Below are 15,561 nucleotides of genomic sequence, written 5' to 3' on the forward strand. Positions count from 1 at the left end.
ATGCCGGATGTCCGGACTAAAAGAACAGATTGAACGCCTTTGTACCTATGTGGCGCCGTCAGGGGCGGAACGGGAGTTGCAAGAGGCCCTCTTGGACCTTGTGCGGGACATAGCCGATGAAGTGTGGATGGATACCCTTGGCAACGGGATTGCGCGCAAACACGGGTCTGGCCCGCACGTGATGCTAACGGCACACGCGGATGAACCGGGTGTGATGGTCATTCACATCGACGACGATGGATTTCTTCGGTTGATTTCCATCGGAGCGCTGGAAGCCCGGGAATTGATTGGGCGACGGGTCGAGTTCGTCGGCGGGCTGACGGGCGTTGTGCAGGTGGAGACCAAGGTGGACATTGAGCATGTTGGCTTTGACCACCTGTACGTGGATATTGGCGCGGAAAACCGCGACGAGGCGCTGGAAAAAGTGAAGATTGGCCTGTCTGGAGTGGTGGTCGATCCGGTCGTCTCTTTGACTCGCTATCGTCTCGCGGGTAGGGCCCTGGACAATCGTGTAGGCTGTGCGGTGGCGGCGTCTGCGTTTCGTGCTCTGGCGGCAAACGGAAGGAACGTCTCTGTGGTATTCACCGCACAGGGCGCCGTCGGTGCGCGTGGAGCGCGGCCGGCTGCCGTGCAATTGGAACCGGATCTGGCCTTTGTGGTGGACGCGGCACCCGCAGGGGACGCGCCGGGTTGCCGGCGGATGGAGTTAAAACTCGGTCAGGGCCCAGCCATCAAGGTGATGGACGGCACCTCCATCATCCCGCTCGATTTGAAACGACGGATGGAAACCGTAGCGGAGAAAAACGGCATCCCGCTGCAATATGAGGTCTGGCCGCGGGGTGTATCCGAGGCGGGAAGTGTCCAGTTAGCGATGGCGGGGATCCCTACGGCCGGCATCAGCTATCCGGCGCGCTACGTGGGCGCGGTTTCAACCGTCGTTGACCTACGGGACGCGGAGGCAGCGGTGCGCTTGTTGACGGCGGTGGGAGCCGAGGAATAAGGACAGTCTCGTCCTTCGCTCGGAATCACTAGCGGGGCTGTAAACGTGGCATGGCTCGGATACGGCGTGGAAAAAGCAAGCGGACAGCAGAAAAAGGTGATATAATGTCCGCAATACTTTTCTGATAGAAGAGATAGAGTGGAGTCGAGTGAGGAGCGTGACACCTGTGATTCGTTACTTGACGGCCGGTGAATCGCACGGACCGGAATTGACCGTCATTGTCGAAGGGTTTCCGAGTCAACTGCCTGTGAACAAAGACGCGATTGACGAGCAGCTGCGCCGCCGCCAACAAGGCTATGGCCGCGGCCGGCGCATGCAAATTGAATCGGATGCGGTAGAAATTACCAGCGGTGTCCGCTTCGGCCGCACGCTGGGTACCCCCATCACCATGCATATTGTCAATCGCGATTTTAAGAATTGGCAGGAGCGAATGGCGGTGTTTGGCGATGCGCCGGACAACCTGAAGGTGGTGGAACGTCCTCGTCCCGGACATGCTGATCTGGCGGGCGCGATTAAGTACGACCACGAAGACATCCGTAACGTGTTGGAGCGGGCGAGCGCTCGCAACACGGCCACCATGGTCGCGGCCGGTGCGCTGGCTAGGCAATTGTTGGCGCAATTTGGAATTGACATCGTCAGCCACGTGGTCGAACTCGGTGGGGTGAGCGTCAAGCAACTACCCGAAGACCTGGCGGAGATTCGCGCCGCTGCGGAAGCCTCCCCCGTCCGTTGCGCGGATGCTGCGGCGGAAGCGGAGATGATTGCCCGCATTGACGAAGCGAAGGAGCGCGGGGATACGGTCGGCGGCGTTTTTGAAGTCCAGGTGGTCGGCTGCCCGGTGGGGCTCGGGAGTTACGTTCACCCGGACCGCAAGTTGGACGGGCGTTTGGCTGCGGCGGTGATGAGTATTCAGGCCATCAAGGGTGTGGAGATTGGCCTGGGGTTTGAAGCGGCACGCCGCTTTGGCTCCCGTGTGCACGATCCGATTGCACACGATGGCCGCAGGTACATTCGACCAAGCAATGGCGCCGGGGGTCTGGAAGGCGGCGTAACCAACGGAGAGCCGGTGGTCATCCGCGGGGCGATGAAGCCCATCTCCACGCTGTATAAACCGCTTAACAGTGTGAATATGCGGACGAAGGAAGTCGAACCGGCAGCGGTCGAGCGGTCTGATTATTGCGCCGTTCCAGCGGCGGCCGTTGTGGCCGAAAATGTGGTGGCCTGGGTGATGGCGGATGCTTTCCTGGAGAAATTCGGGAACGATTCGCTGCCGCAGATTCGCGATCATGTCGAGATGTATCAGAAGCGGGTGGCAGGCCGATGACCACGCGCATCGACGTGCATACGTCGTCTCGCACGTATCCGTTTGTCATTGGGCCTGGACTGCGACATGACGTCGGCGAGGAGCTTCGCCGTCTGGGGCTATCGCCAAACCGCGCTTTGTTTCTCGTCGGGGATGAAACCATTCGCACGATGGGGATTTTGCGGGATGTCGAAGACGCCTGCCGAGGTGCCGGATACCCGGTGGCCACGGCGGTCGTGCCGCCGGGAGACGCCAGTAAATCATGGACCAACGCCTATCAACTCTATCAACAGATGCTTTCGGCGCAGATCCGCCGTGACGGCGTGGTCGTGGCGGTCGGCGGCGGAATGGTTGGGGACTTGGCCGGGTTTGTCGCAGCCACATACCTGCGTGGCGTTCTGTTTGTACAGGTGCCGACCACACTGTTGGCGCACGACAGCAGCATCGGCGGCAAGGTAGGCGTGAATCTGCCGGAAGGGAAAAACCTGGTTGGCGCTTTCCATCAACCGGCGGCTGTCCTGTTCGACACCGAGTGTCTGGCCACCTTGCCGGAGGGGCAGTGGCGGTCGGGCATGGCGGAAGTTATCAAACACGGTATCATTGGGAACCCGGAACTGTTTGCGCGGTTGGAAGCGTCTCCCGTCCCATCCTATCCTGGCGCGAAGGCGGCGGAGCAGCTGGTGGCCGAGGCGGCTCGTGTAAAAATCGGGATTGTCGAGGCCGACGAACAGGAGAGCGGCTTGCGCATGGTCTTGAACCTCGGCCACACGGTGGGACATGCCGTCGAACAGGTTTCCGAGTACGAATTGAGTCACGGCGAAGCGGTGGCCATCGGCATGGCGGTTGAGGCAGACTTGGCCGTGGCCAGAGGCCTGTTGTCGGAGACTGAGCGGGATCGGATGATTACGGTATTACGGCAGCACGGTTTGCCGACCGAGGTACCCGACTATCCACTGGACACCATCCTGGCTGTCTTAGCGCGGGATAAGAAAAATCGGTATGATGGCTGGACCTTCGCCTTGCCCGCAGGCATTGGCCGAGTGGAAATTGTGCGTGGCATCGGCCGAGAGGAACTAGCTACAGCCTGGCGTGCTCGTTTGCGTACGACCTAGGGCCTGGCGACGGGCATCGTCATCCGAGAAGTAGTCCGGAAAGGGGTCAGAGATTCCGCTATCGCCCGGCCTAAACGGGACAACAGTCCACTGAACTGTTATCCTGGCGACCAGGCCCGGCTCGCATTTTGGGCTAGCTTCCTTGCACTGCTTGGGTCCTACCTAACCCCTCTCCGGATATGCACTTATAGACCGTCTGGCATCCATGGATGAGCCACCAAGGAGGGAATTGCTTTGTCGACCTCGGTGCGAGGCATTCGCGGCGCCGTAACCGTGAAAGAAAACTCGACGGAAGCCATTCTGAACGCTACGAAGGACCTGATGAAGCAAATCGTGGAACGTAATCATTTGCAACCTGAAGACGTGGTAAGTGTATTGCTTACGATGACCCCGGATTTAACCGCCTGCTTTCCAGCCAAAGCAGTCCGCAGTTTTCCAGGATGGCAATGGGTTCCTCTCATGTGTGCGAGCGAGGTGGCAGTCGAAGGGGCGTTGGAACACTGCATTCGTGTCTTGGTCCATGTGAATACCGATAAGGCGCAATCGGAGATGATTCACGTCTATTTGGGTGAGGCGGTCAGATTGCGACCCGACCTGGCGGGTTGAGCGATAGTTCTGGACTCGGGCATTTGCTACGGTTGACGAAGGGCTGGATAGCACATATCATATACACATCATTGATTGAGAGTTTCGTTATCAAGCAAAGTGCTTGACAGAGTTGAGTGGAGTGGAGCTGAGTCCGGGTAAATAGGGTTTGGTGGCGACGCATCGCCGCCTGACCGGTTGCCAGTTGTGGTGAGCACGCTGTCTTCGGAAGGCGTATCCGCAGGTTGCTGAGCGGCCGGCTCTCAGCCTGCGGTTTCGTTCATTCTGGGGATAGGCACCTGCCAGCAGCGGCTTATCGACCTGTGTCTTGTCGGCCGCAGCGTGCGCCATCGGATTTTCTCCACGAGGCGAGACGAGATGAGAGGAGACGAGTTTGGATGAGCGATTTTGTACTGGATGTCCTGAAGCAGGTCGCCGAGGGACGGACGTTGAGCGCGGACACGGCAGAACGACTGATGAACCAATTGATGGAGGGACAGCTGACGCCGGTCCATATTGCCGCGTTTGCGTCGGCCATGGCGGTGCGCGGTGAGACTGTGGCGGAAATTGTTGGCTTCGCCCGCGCCATGCGCAGCCATGGCACTCACGTTCAGGTACCGTTCGACGTGGTCGATACGTGCGGTACCGGTGGTGACGGCATCGGAACTTTGAATATATCCACGACTGCGGCTTTCATTGCGGCGTCTGCCGGAGCACGGGTGGCAAAACACGGAAACCGAGCGGTGTCGAGCAAGAGCGGCAGTGCCGATGTCCTGCAGGCACTCGGCGCCCGTGTCGACTTGACTGTGGCGGAGGCTCTGGAGTGTCTGAAGGTCTGCGGATTCAGTTTTCTCTTTGCCCCGAGTTACCACCCGGCCTTAAAGTACGCCGCAGAGACCAGGCGACAACTTGGTTTTCGCACCATTTTCAATATTCTCGGCCCCTTGACGAATCCGGCCAATGCGAAGCGCCAAGTCATCGGCGTATTCCGACAGGACCTCGTCAAGAAGGTAGGAGCAGCACTCCTCGAGTTAGGCAGCGAACATGCGCTCGTAGTCCATGGGGCCGGCGGATTGGATGAATTTTCACTCGCGGGCGAGACCCTGGTCGCCGAAGTGCGAAACGGGCAATTGCACGAATACACGCTCTCTCCCGAGCAGGTTGGGTTGTCCAGAGCCCCGGTGGAGGCAATCATCGGGGGCGATGCGGCAGCCAATGCAGAGCAGATTCGCAGCATCTTGGCCGGAAAGCTCGGTCCTGCGCGGGATGTCGTTTTATACAACACGGGCGCGGTTTTGTATGTTTCCGGCATTGTCGGGAGCATACGCGAAGGTGTCGAACTGGCGGCTCATCAAGTGGACAGTGGGGCGGCCGAGGAGACCTTGCACAAGTACATTCAGGCAACACGTGTAGCCCAGACGGAGGAGGTCGCGCAATGACCACGTTTCTCGAACGGATCTTAGCCACGAAACGCGATGAGGTTGCTGAACTGCGTCGCCAGAACCGTTTGGGCAAGTGGCCAGACGTGAACGCCCTGCCGCCATGCCGTGGATTTGCCCATGCGCTCCAAAAGAGCCCGTCGCTGTCTGTGATTGCAGAAGTGAAACAGGCGAGCCCCTCCAAAGGGCAAATTGCGACCGACTTTCATCCAGTTGCCATTGCTCGAACCTATGAACAAGCCGGTGCAGCCGCCGTTTCGGTTCTCACAGATACGCGATATTTTCAGGGTAGCATCACGGACCTCCGCCGGGTTCACGAAGCCGTTGCGCTCCCCGTACTGCGTAAAGACTTCATCATCGACGAGATTCAGGTGCGTGAGGCACGCATCGCCGGCGCCGATGCTGTACTGCTGATTGTCGCGGCGTTGTCGGAACCGCGATTGCGAGAACTCTCGGCGTATGCAAAAAGTTTGGGGCTGGATGTGCTGATTGAAGTGCACGCGGAGGAAGAACTGCCGGCCGCGCTCAGCGCCAACCCGTCCGTGTTGGGCATCAACAATCGCAATTTGCATACGTTCCATGTGGACTTAAATACCACGGTGCGCCTGCGGCGGCAGATTCCCGACGGTGTCCCGACGATTTCCGAAAGCGGCGTGCATTCACGCGCGGATGCGGAGCGTCTGGCGGCCAGCGGAGTATGCGGGTTATTGGTGGGAGAATCGTTGATGCGGCAAGAAACGCCCGAGCGCGTGCGGGAATTGATGAAAAGCTTGCAGGTCCCTCGTTTCGCGGTGGCAAAGGGCGGTGCAGGAAAGTGAAGCCTGGGATTAAAATCTGTGGTCTCCAGCCGGGAGATGACCTGTCCTTTACGGTTCACACACAGGTAGAACACGTAGGGTTTGTGTTCGTCTCAGCTAGCCGCAGATACCTTTCACCGGAACAAGCCAGGCCGCTTGTACGTTCCCTGCCGGCCTCGTGTACGGCCGTCGGCGTGATGGTCGATGAAGACATCGACCGGATTGAAGCTATCTGCGAGCGCGCAGAGCTTCGTCACGTGCAGCTGCACGGCCGTGAAACACCGGAGTTTTGCCGACAGTTGAAAACGCGCGGATACACAGTTTGGAAGGCGCTCTCGGTTCCGGACAGAGTCGAGGGAGACCTGGCCGTAGCGATGGCCAACCGGATTCGTCCCTTTCTCGACACGGTGGACGGCATTTTGCTGGATGCCGCGCCGCCGGCGCGAGCTCAAACCGTAACCGGTGGACACGGACGACGTTTCGACTGGCAGGTACTACCCAGTCTAGCGGATCTCCTCGGTTCGAAACGTCCACCGTTATGGATTGCAGGTGGAATTCGCCCCGACAATGTGGGCGAGTGCCTATCACTCTTTGTACCGGATGGATTGGATGTTTCCTCAGGTGTAGAGGTCGGGGGACGTAAGTCTCCAGAACGGATTCAGGCTCTGATTCAAGCGGTGGTCTCCACAACAAGCACGGTGCAAGGTGAAAGGGAGTTCAAACAGGCGGTGACCCAGTCATGACACAACTTTCAAACGCGATTCGAGATAACCGAACCATGGACACGCAATTTCGTCAACAATCAACCACGCCGTTTCCGGATAAACACGGCCGCTTCGGAGCCTTTGGCGGGCGATATGTGCCGGAGACGCTGATGACCGCCTTGCACCAACTAGAGACGGATTATCACCGTTTGATTCAAGACCCTGGTTTTCAGCATGATTTGTCTTACTATCTGCGCCAATATGCGGGCCGCCCGACACCTTTGTACTATGCGGAACGGCTCAGCAAACACCTGGGGGGCGCAAAAATCTACCTGAAACGGGAAGATTTAAATCATACGGGTGCGCATAAAATCAACAACACCATCGGACAGGCGCTCCTGGCGGTCTATACCGGTAAGAAACGGGTGATTGCAGAAACCGGGGCCGGACAACACGGGGTAGCAACAGCCACTGTCGCAGCGCGATTTGGGTTAAAGTGTACCGTGTTCATGGGTGAAGAAGACATGCGGCGCCAGGCTCTCAACGTGTTTCGCATGCGGATGCTTGGGGCTGAAGTGGTTCCCGCGTCCACCGGCACGCGCACGTTGAAGGATGCGACCAACGAGGCCATTCGTCATTGGGTAGCCCATGTCGAAGATACGTACTACATCATCGGGTCCGTCGTGGGGCCGCATCCGTACCCCCAAATTGTCCGCGATTTTCAGCGGATCATTGGCGATGAAACGCGCGAGCAGATTCTAGAAGCCGAAGGAAGGCTCCCGGATGCGCTGATTGCCTGCGTGGGCGGCGGCAGCAATGCGATGGGAATGTTCTATCCATTCATCGCCGACGAGACGGTCCAATTGATAGGCGTAGAAGCAGCCGGCAAAGGTGTGGATACCGGACTGCACGCGCTAAGCATCGCAAAGGGCCGCCCCGGTGTGCTGCACGGAGCGCGAACCTACCTTTTGCAGGACGAGTGGGGGCAGGTCACGCCGGCACACTCCATTTCGGCCGGTCTGGATTACCCAGGCATCGGCCCGGAACACGCTTGGCTGCATGATACAAAACGAGCCTCGTATGTCCCGGTCACCGATGCGGAAGCGTTGGAGGCATTCTATTTGCTCTCCAAGATGGAAGGCATCATTCCGGCTCTGGAGAGCGCCCACGCGATTGCCCATGTCGTCCGGATAGCTCCTGAACTGCCCAAAGACCACATTCTTGTGGTTTGTTTATCGGGTCGCGGCGACAAAGACGTCGAGCAAATCGCTCGACTGGAGCAGGGAGGGGCCGGACATGCAGAGGATTGAACGCGCGTTTCAAAACCAGACGAAGCAGGCCGCACTGATTCCCTTCTTGACCGCTGGCGATCCGGATCTCGACACGTCGCTCTCGGCCTTTGACGCGGTCATCGCTGCCGGAGCGGATATTGTGGAAATCGGCATCCCGTATTCCGATCCGCTCGCGGATGGGCCGGTCATTCAGGCTGCGGCACTGCGTAGCTTGCAAAGCGGCTTTATCCTGCCGATGGCCTTTGACGTGTGCGCGTCTTTGCGCCGTCACCATGAACGGACTGGACTCGTCCTATTCAGCTACATCAATCCGGTTTTACAGTACGGCCCAGAACGGTTTTTCCGCGACGCCCGCGCGGCGGGTGCGGACGGCGTCATCCTGCCAGACTTGCCGCTGGAAGAAAGTGCGCCGCTGCGGGAGTTGGCCGATGCTGCGGACATCGCCTTAATCCCCCTGGTTGCCCCCACGTCGGGGGAGGAACGGATCGAACAAATTTGCGCGCATGCACGTGGTTTCGTCTACTGCGTTTCCTCCTTGGGGGTGACGGGGGAGCGGGCTACGTTATCCAACCGGGTTCAAGAATTAGTGGCCACGGTAAAACGGCATTCGCAGCTCCCTGCGGCGGTTGGATTCGGGGTCAGTACCCCGCAGCAGGCTCAAGAGGTTGCCGCATACGCGGATGGGGTGATTGTCGGGAGTGCCTTTGTACGCCGCGTCGAGGAGGCCTTGGCGGAGACGCGAGGTGCCGGCGCCCCAGTCACAATTCAGCAGCCAGAGTTCGCGGGTGTTCGCACGTCGAGCAGGCAAGCAGTCGTTGAGCAGGTCGGCTCGTTTGCAGCGGAGCTTGCTTCAGCGCTCGCTCGCCCACAAGTGGATGCCACCCAAGTGGCGCAGAGATAGGAGGGAGAGACATGATTGTCGTCATGAAGGAGGATGCGACCCAGTCGCAGATTGATGCGGTCAGCGAATTGTTGAAAGCGAAAGGGCTGGGCGTACATTTATCCAAAGGTGAAGAAAAGACAATCATCGGCATCATCGGGCCACGCGAAAAGGTATTAGAGTTGCCCGTGGAATCTATGGAAGGGGTGGAGAAAGTGGTAACGGTCAGTAAACCATTCAAACTCGCCAACCGCGCCTTCCACCCTCAAGATACCTTGGTTCAAGTGGGCCATCACGTGGTCGGTGGCAGCGAGCGCACCCTGATTGCAGGTCCGTGTTCCGTCGAGTCGAGAGATCAGATCATTGAGATTGCGCAGTTTGTGAAACAGGTCGGGGGACACATGCTTCGCGGCGGTGCGTTTAAACCCAGGTCCTCTCCGTATTCCTTCCAGGGCCTCGGAGAAACGGGGCTGCGCTATCTCGCGGAGGCACGTGAACAAACCGGGCTGCCGATTGTCTCCGAGGTTATGGAAATTGGGCAAATCCCGATGTTCCTGGAGTACGTGGACGTTCTGCAGATTGGCGCCCGTAACATGCAGAACTTCCCTTTGCTGAAGGCAGTGGGCAAAACCGACAAGCCAGTGCTGTTAAAGCGGGGATTGTCGGCGACCATTGAGGAATGGTTAATGTCGGCTGAATACATTCTGTCGGAAGGCAATCCGAATGTCATTCTCTGCGAGCGAGGAATTCGCACGTTTGAGACATATACGCGCAACACGTTAGACCTTAACGCGGTACCAGTGGTGCAGCACCTGTCACACCTTCCCATCTTGGTCGATCCGAGTCACGGTGTGGGGAATTGGCGTTATGTGACGGCCATGGCTCGGGCCGGCATTGCGGCTGGTGCGAACGGTGTCATCGTCGAGATTCACCCGAATCCTGCCGAGGCGTTGTCGGATGGGCCGCAGTCCCTGACGCTCGACCGGTTTGCCTCGATGGTGGACGAAGTGCGCCGGGTGGCGAGAGCGTTGGAGCCGGCGCAGGAAGCTTTGTATGCTGGAGAGGTGTAATACGAGGACAAGTGGCGAACAAGCGGGAGACATGGGTGCAAAACCTGTCTCCCTGCTTGTGATTGGGTGTGGATTGATTGGCGCTTCCATCGCCATGGCCTGGCGGAAGGTGGAGGCGAACGCACGCATCGTCGGGGTGGAAACCAATCCGGACCATCGAGCACAGGCACGGAGTCTCATCTTGCCCCAAAACGAGCTGAACAGTTCTGGGGATGGAGCGCAACGGGCAGAGACCGCAGCGGGTCAACGGGTATTTGACGATGTGCTGGACGCGCTTCCGGAGGATACGTTCGATGTGGGAGTACTGGCTGTGCCCGTGCAGGCAGCCTGTCACCTCCTCGCCGATGTGGCCGACAGGGCGCACTGGGTATTCGATGTCTGCAGTGTAAAACAGCCCTTGATTACCAGGGCAACGGAGCTGAACTTGCAAGAACGGTTTGCCCCAACCCACCCGATGGCCGGGGCGGCCGCTGGCGGTCCATTGGCGGCACGTGGAGACTTGTTCGTCGGCGCTTCGTGGCTTGTCATTGCTGGCTGGCCCGCGTGTCAACGTGTAGAGACGATGTTTCGAGCCATGGGTGCGTACGTTGTCGAGGTGGCATCTGCGCAAGAGCATGACCGGGCGATGGCAGCCGTCAGTCATGGCGTGCATGTGGCCTCGTTGGCGGTCATGACCGCTTATGCTCAGGCCATCACGGAAAGCCACGCGCAAAGCAATGTTTGGGGACAGTTGACAGGCCCTGGGTTTCGGGATGTCACGCGTCTGGCTGCGTCCCCTTCCTCGTTTTGGGTTTCAACTTTGCTTGCGAATCGTGAGGCCGTAACAGCCCATATCGAGCGGATCCGGGGTGCTTTGGGGGATTTTGCGCAAGCCCTGATGCAAAACGATGCCGAAGAAGTTGCGAGGCTGCTTGAGACGGCCCGGTTACACCATGAGCAGTGGCAAACAGTACGCCGGATGCGACCTGAACAAGGACGTGAATAAGATTCCAGACACGAGCCCGAATTGGCAGGATGACCTATTGACAGCGCTTGCATACGGATGTATGCTTCTCGCGAAGGGTGTTTTGTTCTGATTTCTCTCCACTCCTAGCAGAAATATTTTGGGACGCCGTGAGGCGTCCCCTTTTTTTCAGAAAACGTTTACACGCGTCCCCGTCCGCGTTTGTGGTTTCGGGGGCTTTCTCAGGTATAAAGGCCCGGGCATGACCGCATAATAAGCAAAGAATTCCATTTTGTTTCCCAGCCGGTTTAGGCGGCAAGTGGACTGGGTTGAGTCACCCAAGGAGAGGGCGGGCATGTCCGGAATTTTATACGTACATGCGGACGGAACATTGACGGCGAGGGCAGACGCACCTGAATACCCTCAGGTACAGTCCACACTGAGAGGGTTTGCGGAACTCATTCAACAACTGGATTCCGTTCACGTCTATCAGATTCGTCCCCTTTCTCTCTGGCAGGCTGCGACCCGGGGAATGACGGGGCGAGAGGTTTTGTCTTTCCTACGAAAACACACGGCCCATCCATTACCCTTCTCATTTCAGCAAATGGTCTACGAAGAAATGAACAAATGGGGACGCTTAGAGTTGTGCACGACCCACCAAGGGACGCACGTGAGATTGCAGGGAGACGCGCGTGTTCTGGAAACTCTGGCCCAATCGGATTCGTTGGCGCTTTGGATTGAGAGTTGGGATGCGCAGGGGATTATCTTCTCGACGCGCCATCGAGCCGATGTCAAGCGGGCGCTTGGTCGTCTCGGATATCCAGTTTTAGACCGGACAGAGTACCAGACTGCGCCCAATCTTGCTATCTCCCTTCGCCCTTGCCTGCGGTTGCGGGAATATCAAACCGAAGCGGTGAACTCCTTTTTCGCGGAGGGGGAAGGCCACAGCGGCATTATCGTACTGCCCTGTGGGGCAGGGAAGACAGTCGTCGGGATTGCTATTTTGGCAAAACTCCAACAGCATACCTTGATTCTGACTCCTGGAGAAGAGGCCGCCCTGCAGTGGAAACGGGAGTTGACGCGCTGGTGCCAGGCGGACGAGGGGACCATAGACTTGTATCGTCCAGGTCGTGCACCATACCCGATTACCATCACGACATACCAGCGTGTGGCGGCGCGCAACCGGTCAGGGATATACAGAAATCTCGAGCGCCTCACCCGCTATCCGTGGGGACTTGTGATCTACGATGAAGTGCACATGTTGCCTGCACCGTTGTTTCGTTTGGCCGCGGAACTGCAGGGAGCGCGTCGACTCGGTCTGACCGCTACGTTGATTCGTGAAGACGGCCTGACGGCAGACGTCTTTAGTTTAATCGGCCCAAAGCTGTACGAGGTTCAGTGGAAACTTTTGGAACATGAAGGATACCTATCCTCGGTTACGTGTGTGGAGGTCCGTGTACCTTGGGATCCGCACGACTTGAACAGCTACCTCGAAGCGAGCGCACGCGAAAAACACCGCTTGGCCAGCGAGAACCGGAAAAAGGTGCAAGTGGTGAAACATCTCGTTCGGCGGCACCCAGAGGCCAAGGTCCTGATTCTCGGTCATTATCTGGATTCCTTATCGCTAGTTTCTCGCACGGTGGGGTGCCCACTTTTGACCGGCAAGACGCCGAAATCCCGCCGCGACACACTATACAACGCATTTCGCGAGGGCCATGTGCGCATCCTGGCTCTGTCTAGGATTGCCAATATGGCGATTGACCTCCCAACAGCTACGGTCGCCATCCAGGTGTCCGGGCTGTTTGGTTCACGCCAGGAGGAAGCCCAGCGGTTGGGCCGCTTGTTGCGGCCAGAGGGCGGATCGGGCATATTCTACACGCTAGTCACAGAAAAGAGCGTGGAAGAAGAGAAGGCCCGTCACCGGCAGATGTTCCTGGTCGAACAGGGGTATCGGTATCAAATGATGGGCGCCACTGAAATCAGTCTTGTCTGAAAGGGTGTCTGCTTGTGCGCTTGGTGGAATGTCTAAATGACGCCGATGTGGCTACATTGCGAAAGATTGCAGACCATTACGGGTTTGCGTGCTCTCGCCACTCCAAGATGGAGATGATCCAAGAAATCTTGTTGTCGTTTCGTAATCCGCGGTTTCTTTCCGAGTGTTTGGAGACGTGGCTGGACGGACGGGAATTCTCCATGCTTCGCCTCTGCCTTGCTGCGGCGCGGCCGCTGACCGAGGAGGAGGTAGCCGGATTTTTTTCCGATTGGGAAGTCGCCGTGGTGGAAACCGCCGTACGTGAAGGGTGGCTGTATGCGACGACGCGGATTGACGGTCGGCGGTTGTATCTCCTGCCTGATGAATTACGGGAGGCCCTACAGGAGCGTCTGATTCGTCACGTCATGCAAGCGGTTCGCCAACAAGAAACCGGCCCGGTAATCTATGCGGAGGAAGGGTACGCCCTCAGTCACGACCTGGATGTTTTTCTGGAGTTTGTCGATCACCACGATATTCTCTTGACGCAAGGCGGTGCCATGTACAAACGTCACCTCCAACAAGTCCTGCACTTATTGGAAGTGGAGGAAGCGCCTTTGAGCGGAGGGTGGCGATTTGGATATGGGCGCCGTTTTCATGATTATCCGGATCGCTTTGCGTTGATATACGACTTCGCGTACCATGCCGGACTGATTGAAGAGGGGGCGGAGGGCCGCCTTCGCACACGTCCTGAGCGCGAAAAATGGCTGGCCATGGGCCAGTTGGAACGGCAGCGTGCCTTGCTGCGGTTTTATCTGAGTCTGTATCGTCGTCCCATCACCCGTCTGCCGTTGTTGACACAGGTGATAGGTCGGGCGCAGCCGGGGTGGATCCACAGCGATTCGATGTTTCAGGCATTAGAACCCCTGATTAACGAATATTATTACGATACCAAGGAACAGGTGTGGAGGACCCGCATCATTAAGATGTTGACGCACCTCGGCATCCTTAGAACCGGGGATGACGATGTCGGAGAACGGTGGTTTCAAATCACGAAACTTGGTCAAGAATTGCTAACACCGGATGCAATTTCGGTTTCAGAACCGCGAGGGGGCGATGACCAGAGGGTGCTCATCGTCCAGCCCAACTTCGATATTCTGGTTACGGCAGAAAACCCTCGTCTGACCGCGATTCTCGCACAGTTTTCAGACCTTGGACAAAGCGGTGCGTTACGGGTGTATCGGATGAGCAGAAACAGTCTTCAGCACGGCATTCGGGAAGGAGGGGCCATATCCGGATGGCTGGAGTTTTTGACCAAGTACTCGCAGACGCCCGTTCCGGGCAATGTCGAACGTACGCTCCGCGAGTTGGAACAGTCTCTACAGGATGGTGGCGTCGACGAAGGTCGATCACTGGGGTCTTAATCATTTTGCCTGGTTTCGACCAGTATATCCAACGAAAAACGGGCCAATGACGGCCAGGATTAGCAGGAAAATGCCACATCTTTCGCGAATAGAATACACGAAGAATTCTCACTATTGACAGCATCTGCGTCGACCTCAATCGACAACGGAAAAACTCCATCAGGGAGGAGACGGCCATGGGTAGCACGGTCACAACTGCCGAGAAGAAACACTTCCTGCGCTGGTTTCTCGCGAACTATCAGCTGCAGAGTCGTGAGGCCGAAATGCTGATTCGTTATATGATGACTCGTGAGAATGTCCTGCGGAAGGTTCACTTTGTTGAGAACTTCCGGCAATTACCCAGGGTGATTGTGATGTCAACAACATGTGTACCGGTCGCCCCGTTTCGTTATTATCGCCGCAACAAGCCTGTCTCCACAGATGTTGAACAAGCGTTTCTCGATCTTTATCAGCACCCAGACGAGGATATTTACGTGGGCCTCTTCTTCAAGGACCGAACGACGAGCGCTGCGTACGCGGCAGTGTTGGAAGAAGTTCCAGCCCATGAGTTAGAACCCGCCGTGCGTGAGATGATCTCACTCCAGGCTGACCTTATCATTGAGCAAGCCATACGACGGTTTCAACGATCCCGACTGATGGCTGATGTCGACCAAAGTCTGGACGCTGGGGATCGGGAAGCCTTTTACCAAGCCAGCCAGCGTCTGATTGAGTTTGACGAATCCAATCTTGGCTTGTAAGTGTATCGTTACCCATTAGCGGCGGTTCATACATCCGGTTCACACGGTTCGGTGAAGTTTTCTCCGCAGGCGACATACCGCGGTCGAAGCCGCGGTTTCTTTTTGCACCCAATACGTGATTGACGTTCAAGTTTAGTTTCCGACACTTGAAATGAAATTCCCGCAACACATTCCCCGCCACTAAGCGATGACATCCATAAGGTTCCATTTGATCTTCTTCGATAGCCGTGCTATATTAGTCAGCGTCGCCAATCGACCGGCGGCCCTGAAAACCGCAAAACATCGGCATCCATCATCTACCGCTTG

The 15,561-nt window shown here is 57.4% G+C and carries 15 protein-coding genes; 14 read left to right on the forward strand and 1 reads right to left on the reverse strand.

The genetic code is table 11. From position 1 onward, the window contains the following. Nucleotides 1-7: 7 nt before the first annotated feature. From H522_RS0108660 to aroH, 4 genes are all read left to right on the forward strand, one after another. The gene (locus H522_RS0108660) at nt 8-1,000 is read left to right on the forward strand and encodes a zinc-binding metallopeptidase family protein (protein WP_026962006.1); all 993 of its coding nucleotides are present in this window, start codon (nt 8-10) and stop codon (nt 998-1,000) included. A 169-nt stretch (nt 1,001-1,169) separates the two neighbouring features. Continuing rightward, a complete protein-coding gene (aroC, locus tag H522_RS0108665) occupies nt 1,170-2,324 on the forward strand; it encodes a chorismate synthase (protein ID WP_035453244.1) in 1,155 nt (384 codons plus the stop codon). Next, nucleotides 2,321-3,415: a 3-dehydroquinate synthase gene (aroB, locus tag H522_RS0108670; protein ID WP_026962008.1), complete on the forward strand. Its 1,095-nt coding sequence runs from the start codon at nt 2,321-2,323 to the stop codon at nt 3,413-3,415. Before aroC ends, aroB begins: the two co-directional genes overlap by 4 nt. A gap of 234 nt (nt 3,416-3,649) precedes the next feature. After that, nucleotides 3,650-4,021: a chorismate mutase gene (aroH, locus tag H522_RS0108675; protein ID WP_026962009.1), complete on the forward strand. Its 372-nt coding sequence runs from the start codon at nt 3,650-3,652 to the stop codon at nt 4,019-4,021. Between the two features lie 90 nt (nt 4,022-4,111). Here the strand turns inward: aroH and H522_RS21490 are convergent, their stop codons facing one another. Further along, nucleotides 4,112-4,351, reverse strand: a complete 240-nt coding sequence (locus H522_RS21490; protein ID WP_155836296.1) for a hypothetical protein — start codon at nt 4,349-4,351, stop codon at nt 4,112-4,114. 47 nt (nt 4,352-4,398) lie between these two features. Here H522_RS21490 and trpD point away from each other — a divergent pair, with 47 nt between their 5' ends. From trpD to H522_RS0108725, 10 genes are all read left to right on the forward strand, one after another. Next, a complete protein-coding gene (trpD, locus tag H522_RS0108680; RefSeq protein ID WP_026962010.1) occupies nt 4,399-5,439 on the forward strand; it encodes an anthranilate phosphoribosyltransferase in 1,041 nt (346 codons plus the stop codon). Next, a complete protein-coding gene (gene trpC / locus H522_RS0108685; RefSeq protein WP_026962011.1) occupies nt 5,436-6,257 on the forward strand; it encodes an indole-3-glycerol phosphate synthase TrpC in 822 nt (273 codons plus the stop codon). Before trpD ends, trpC begins: the two co-directional genes overlap by 4 nt. Then, a complete protein-coding gene (locus H522_RS18490) occupies nt 6,254-6,979 on the forward strand; it encodes a phosphoribosylanthranilate isomerase (protein WP_051344085.1) in 726 nt (241 codons plus the stop codon). The genes trpC and H522_RS18490 overlap by 4 nt, the downstream gene beginning before the upstream one ends. A gap of 35 nt (nt 6,980-7,014) precedes the next feature. Further along, complete coding sequence (gene trpB, locus H522_RS0108695; RefSeq protein WP_026962012.1) at nt 7,015-8,250, forward strand: tryptophan synthase subunit beta; 1,236 nt, start codon at nt 7,015-7,017, stop codon at nt 8,248-8,250. Further along, nucleotides 8,237-9,133 carry a tryptophan synthase subunit alpha gene (gene trpA / locus H522_RS18495; RefSeq protein ID WP_081411999.1) on the forward strand — a complete coding sequence of 299 codons (897 nt, stop codon included), beginning with the start codon at nt 8,237-8,239 and terminating at the stop codon, nt 9,131-9,133. The genes trpB and trpA overlap by 14 nt, the downstream gene beginning before the upstream one ends. Before the next feature lie 11 nt (nt 9,134-9,144). After that, nucleotides 9,145-10,182: a 3-deoxy-7-phosphoheptulonate synthase gene (aroF, locus tag H522_RS0108705; RefSeq protein ID WP_026962013.1), complete on the forward strand. Its 1,038-nt coding sequence runs from the start codon at nt 9,145-9,147 to the stop codon at nt 10,180-10,182. Nucleotides 10,183-10,213: 31 nt separating this feature from the next. Further along, on the forward strand, nt 10,214-11,167 hold the full coding sequence (locus H522_RS0108710) for a prephenate dehydrogenase (RefSeq protein ID WP_026962014.1): 954 nt from the start codon (nt 10,214-10,216) through the stop codon (nt 11,165-11,167). A 313-nt stretch (nt 11,168-11,480) separates the two neighbouring features. Next, nucleotides 11,481-13,118, forward strand: a complete 1,638-nt coding sequence (locus H522_RS18500; protein ID WP_035453168.1) for a DNA repair helicase XPB — start codon at nt 11,481-11,483, stop codon at nt 13,116-13,118. 14 nt (nt 13,119-13,132) lie between these two features. Then, nucleotides 13,133-14,518: a helicase-associated domain-containing protein gene (locus H522_RS0108720; RefSeq protein WP_026962015.1), complete on the forward strand. Its 1,386-nt coding sequence runs from the start codon at nt 13,133-13,135 to the stop codon at nt 14,516-14,518. Between the two features lie 176 nt (nt 14,519-14,694). Next, complete coding sequence (locus H522_RS0108725; protein ID WP_026962016.1) at nt 14,695-15,255, forward strand: YpiB family protein; 561 nt, start codon at nt 14,695-14,697, stop codon at nt 15,253-15,255. Nucleotides 15,256-15,561: the final 306 nt, after the last annotated feature.

This window comes from Alicyclobacillus herbarius DSM 13609 (assembly GCF_000430585.1).
Classification (GTDB): Bacteria; Bacillota; Bacilli; order Alicyclobacillales; family Alicyclobacillaceae; genus Alicyclobacillus_G; species Alicyclobacillus_G herbarius.

Bases quoted from the DNA above. Each gene is read 5' to 3' on its own strand.
- aroB (WP_026962008.1), top strand. From the start codon at position 2,321: ATGACCACGCGCATCGACGTGCATACGTCGTCTCGCACGTATCCGTTT.
- aroF (WP_026962013.1), top strand. From the start codon at position 9,145: ATGATTGTCGTCATGAAGGAGGATGCGACCCAGTCGCAGATTGATGCG.
- trpD (WP_026962010.1), top strand. From the start codon at position 4,399: ATGAGCGATTTTGTACTGGATGTCCTGAAGCAGGTCGCCGAGGGACGG.
- H522_RS21490 (WP_155836296.1), bottom strand. From the start codon at position 4,351: ATGGCGCACGCTGCGGCCGACAAGACACAGGTCGATAAGCCGCTGCTG.
- H522_RS0108725 (WP_026962016.1), top strand. From the start codon at position 14,695: ATGGGTAGCACGGTCACAACTGCCGAGAAGAAACACTTCCTGCGCTGG.
- H522_RS0108710 (WP_026962014.1), top strand. From the start codon at position 10,214: ATGGGTGCAAAACCTGTCTCCCTGCTTGTGATTGGGTGTGGATTGATT.
- trpB (WP_026962012.1), top strand. From the start codon at position 7,015: ATGGACACGCAATTTCGTCAACAATCAACCACGCCGTTTCCGGATAAA.
- trpA (WP_081411999.1), top strand. From the start codon at position 8,237: ATGCAGAGGATTGAACGCGCGTTTCAAAACCAGACGAAGCAGGCCGCA.
- H522_RS18500 (WP_035453168.1), top strand. From the start codon at position 11,481: ATGTCCGGAATTTTATACGTACATGCGGACGGAACATTGACGGCGAGG.
- H522_RS0108660 (WP_026962006.1), top strand. From the start codon at position 8: ATGTCCGGACTAAAAGAACAGATTGAACGCCTTTGTACCTATGTGGCG.
- trpC (WP_026962011.1), top strand. From the start codon at position 5,436: ATGACCACGTTTCTCGAACGGATCTTAGCCACGAAACGCGATGAGGTT.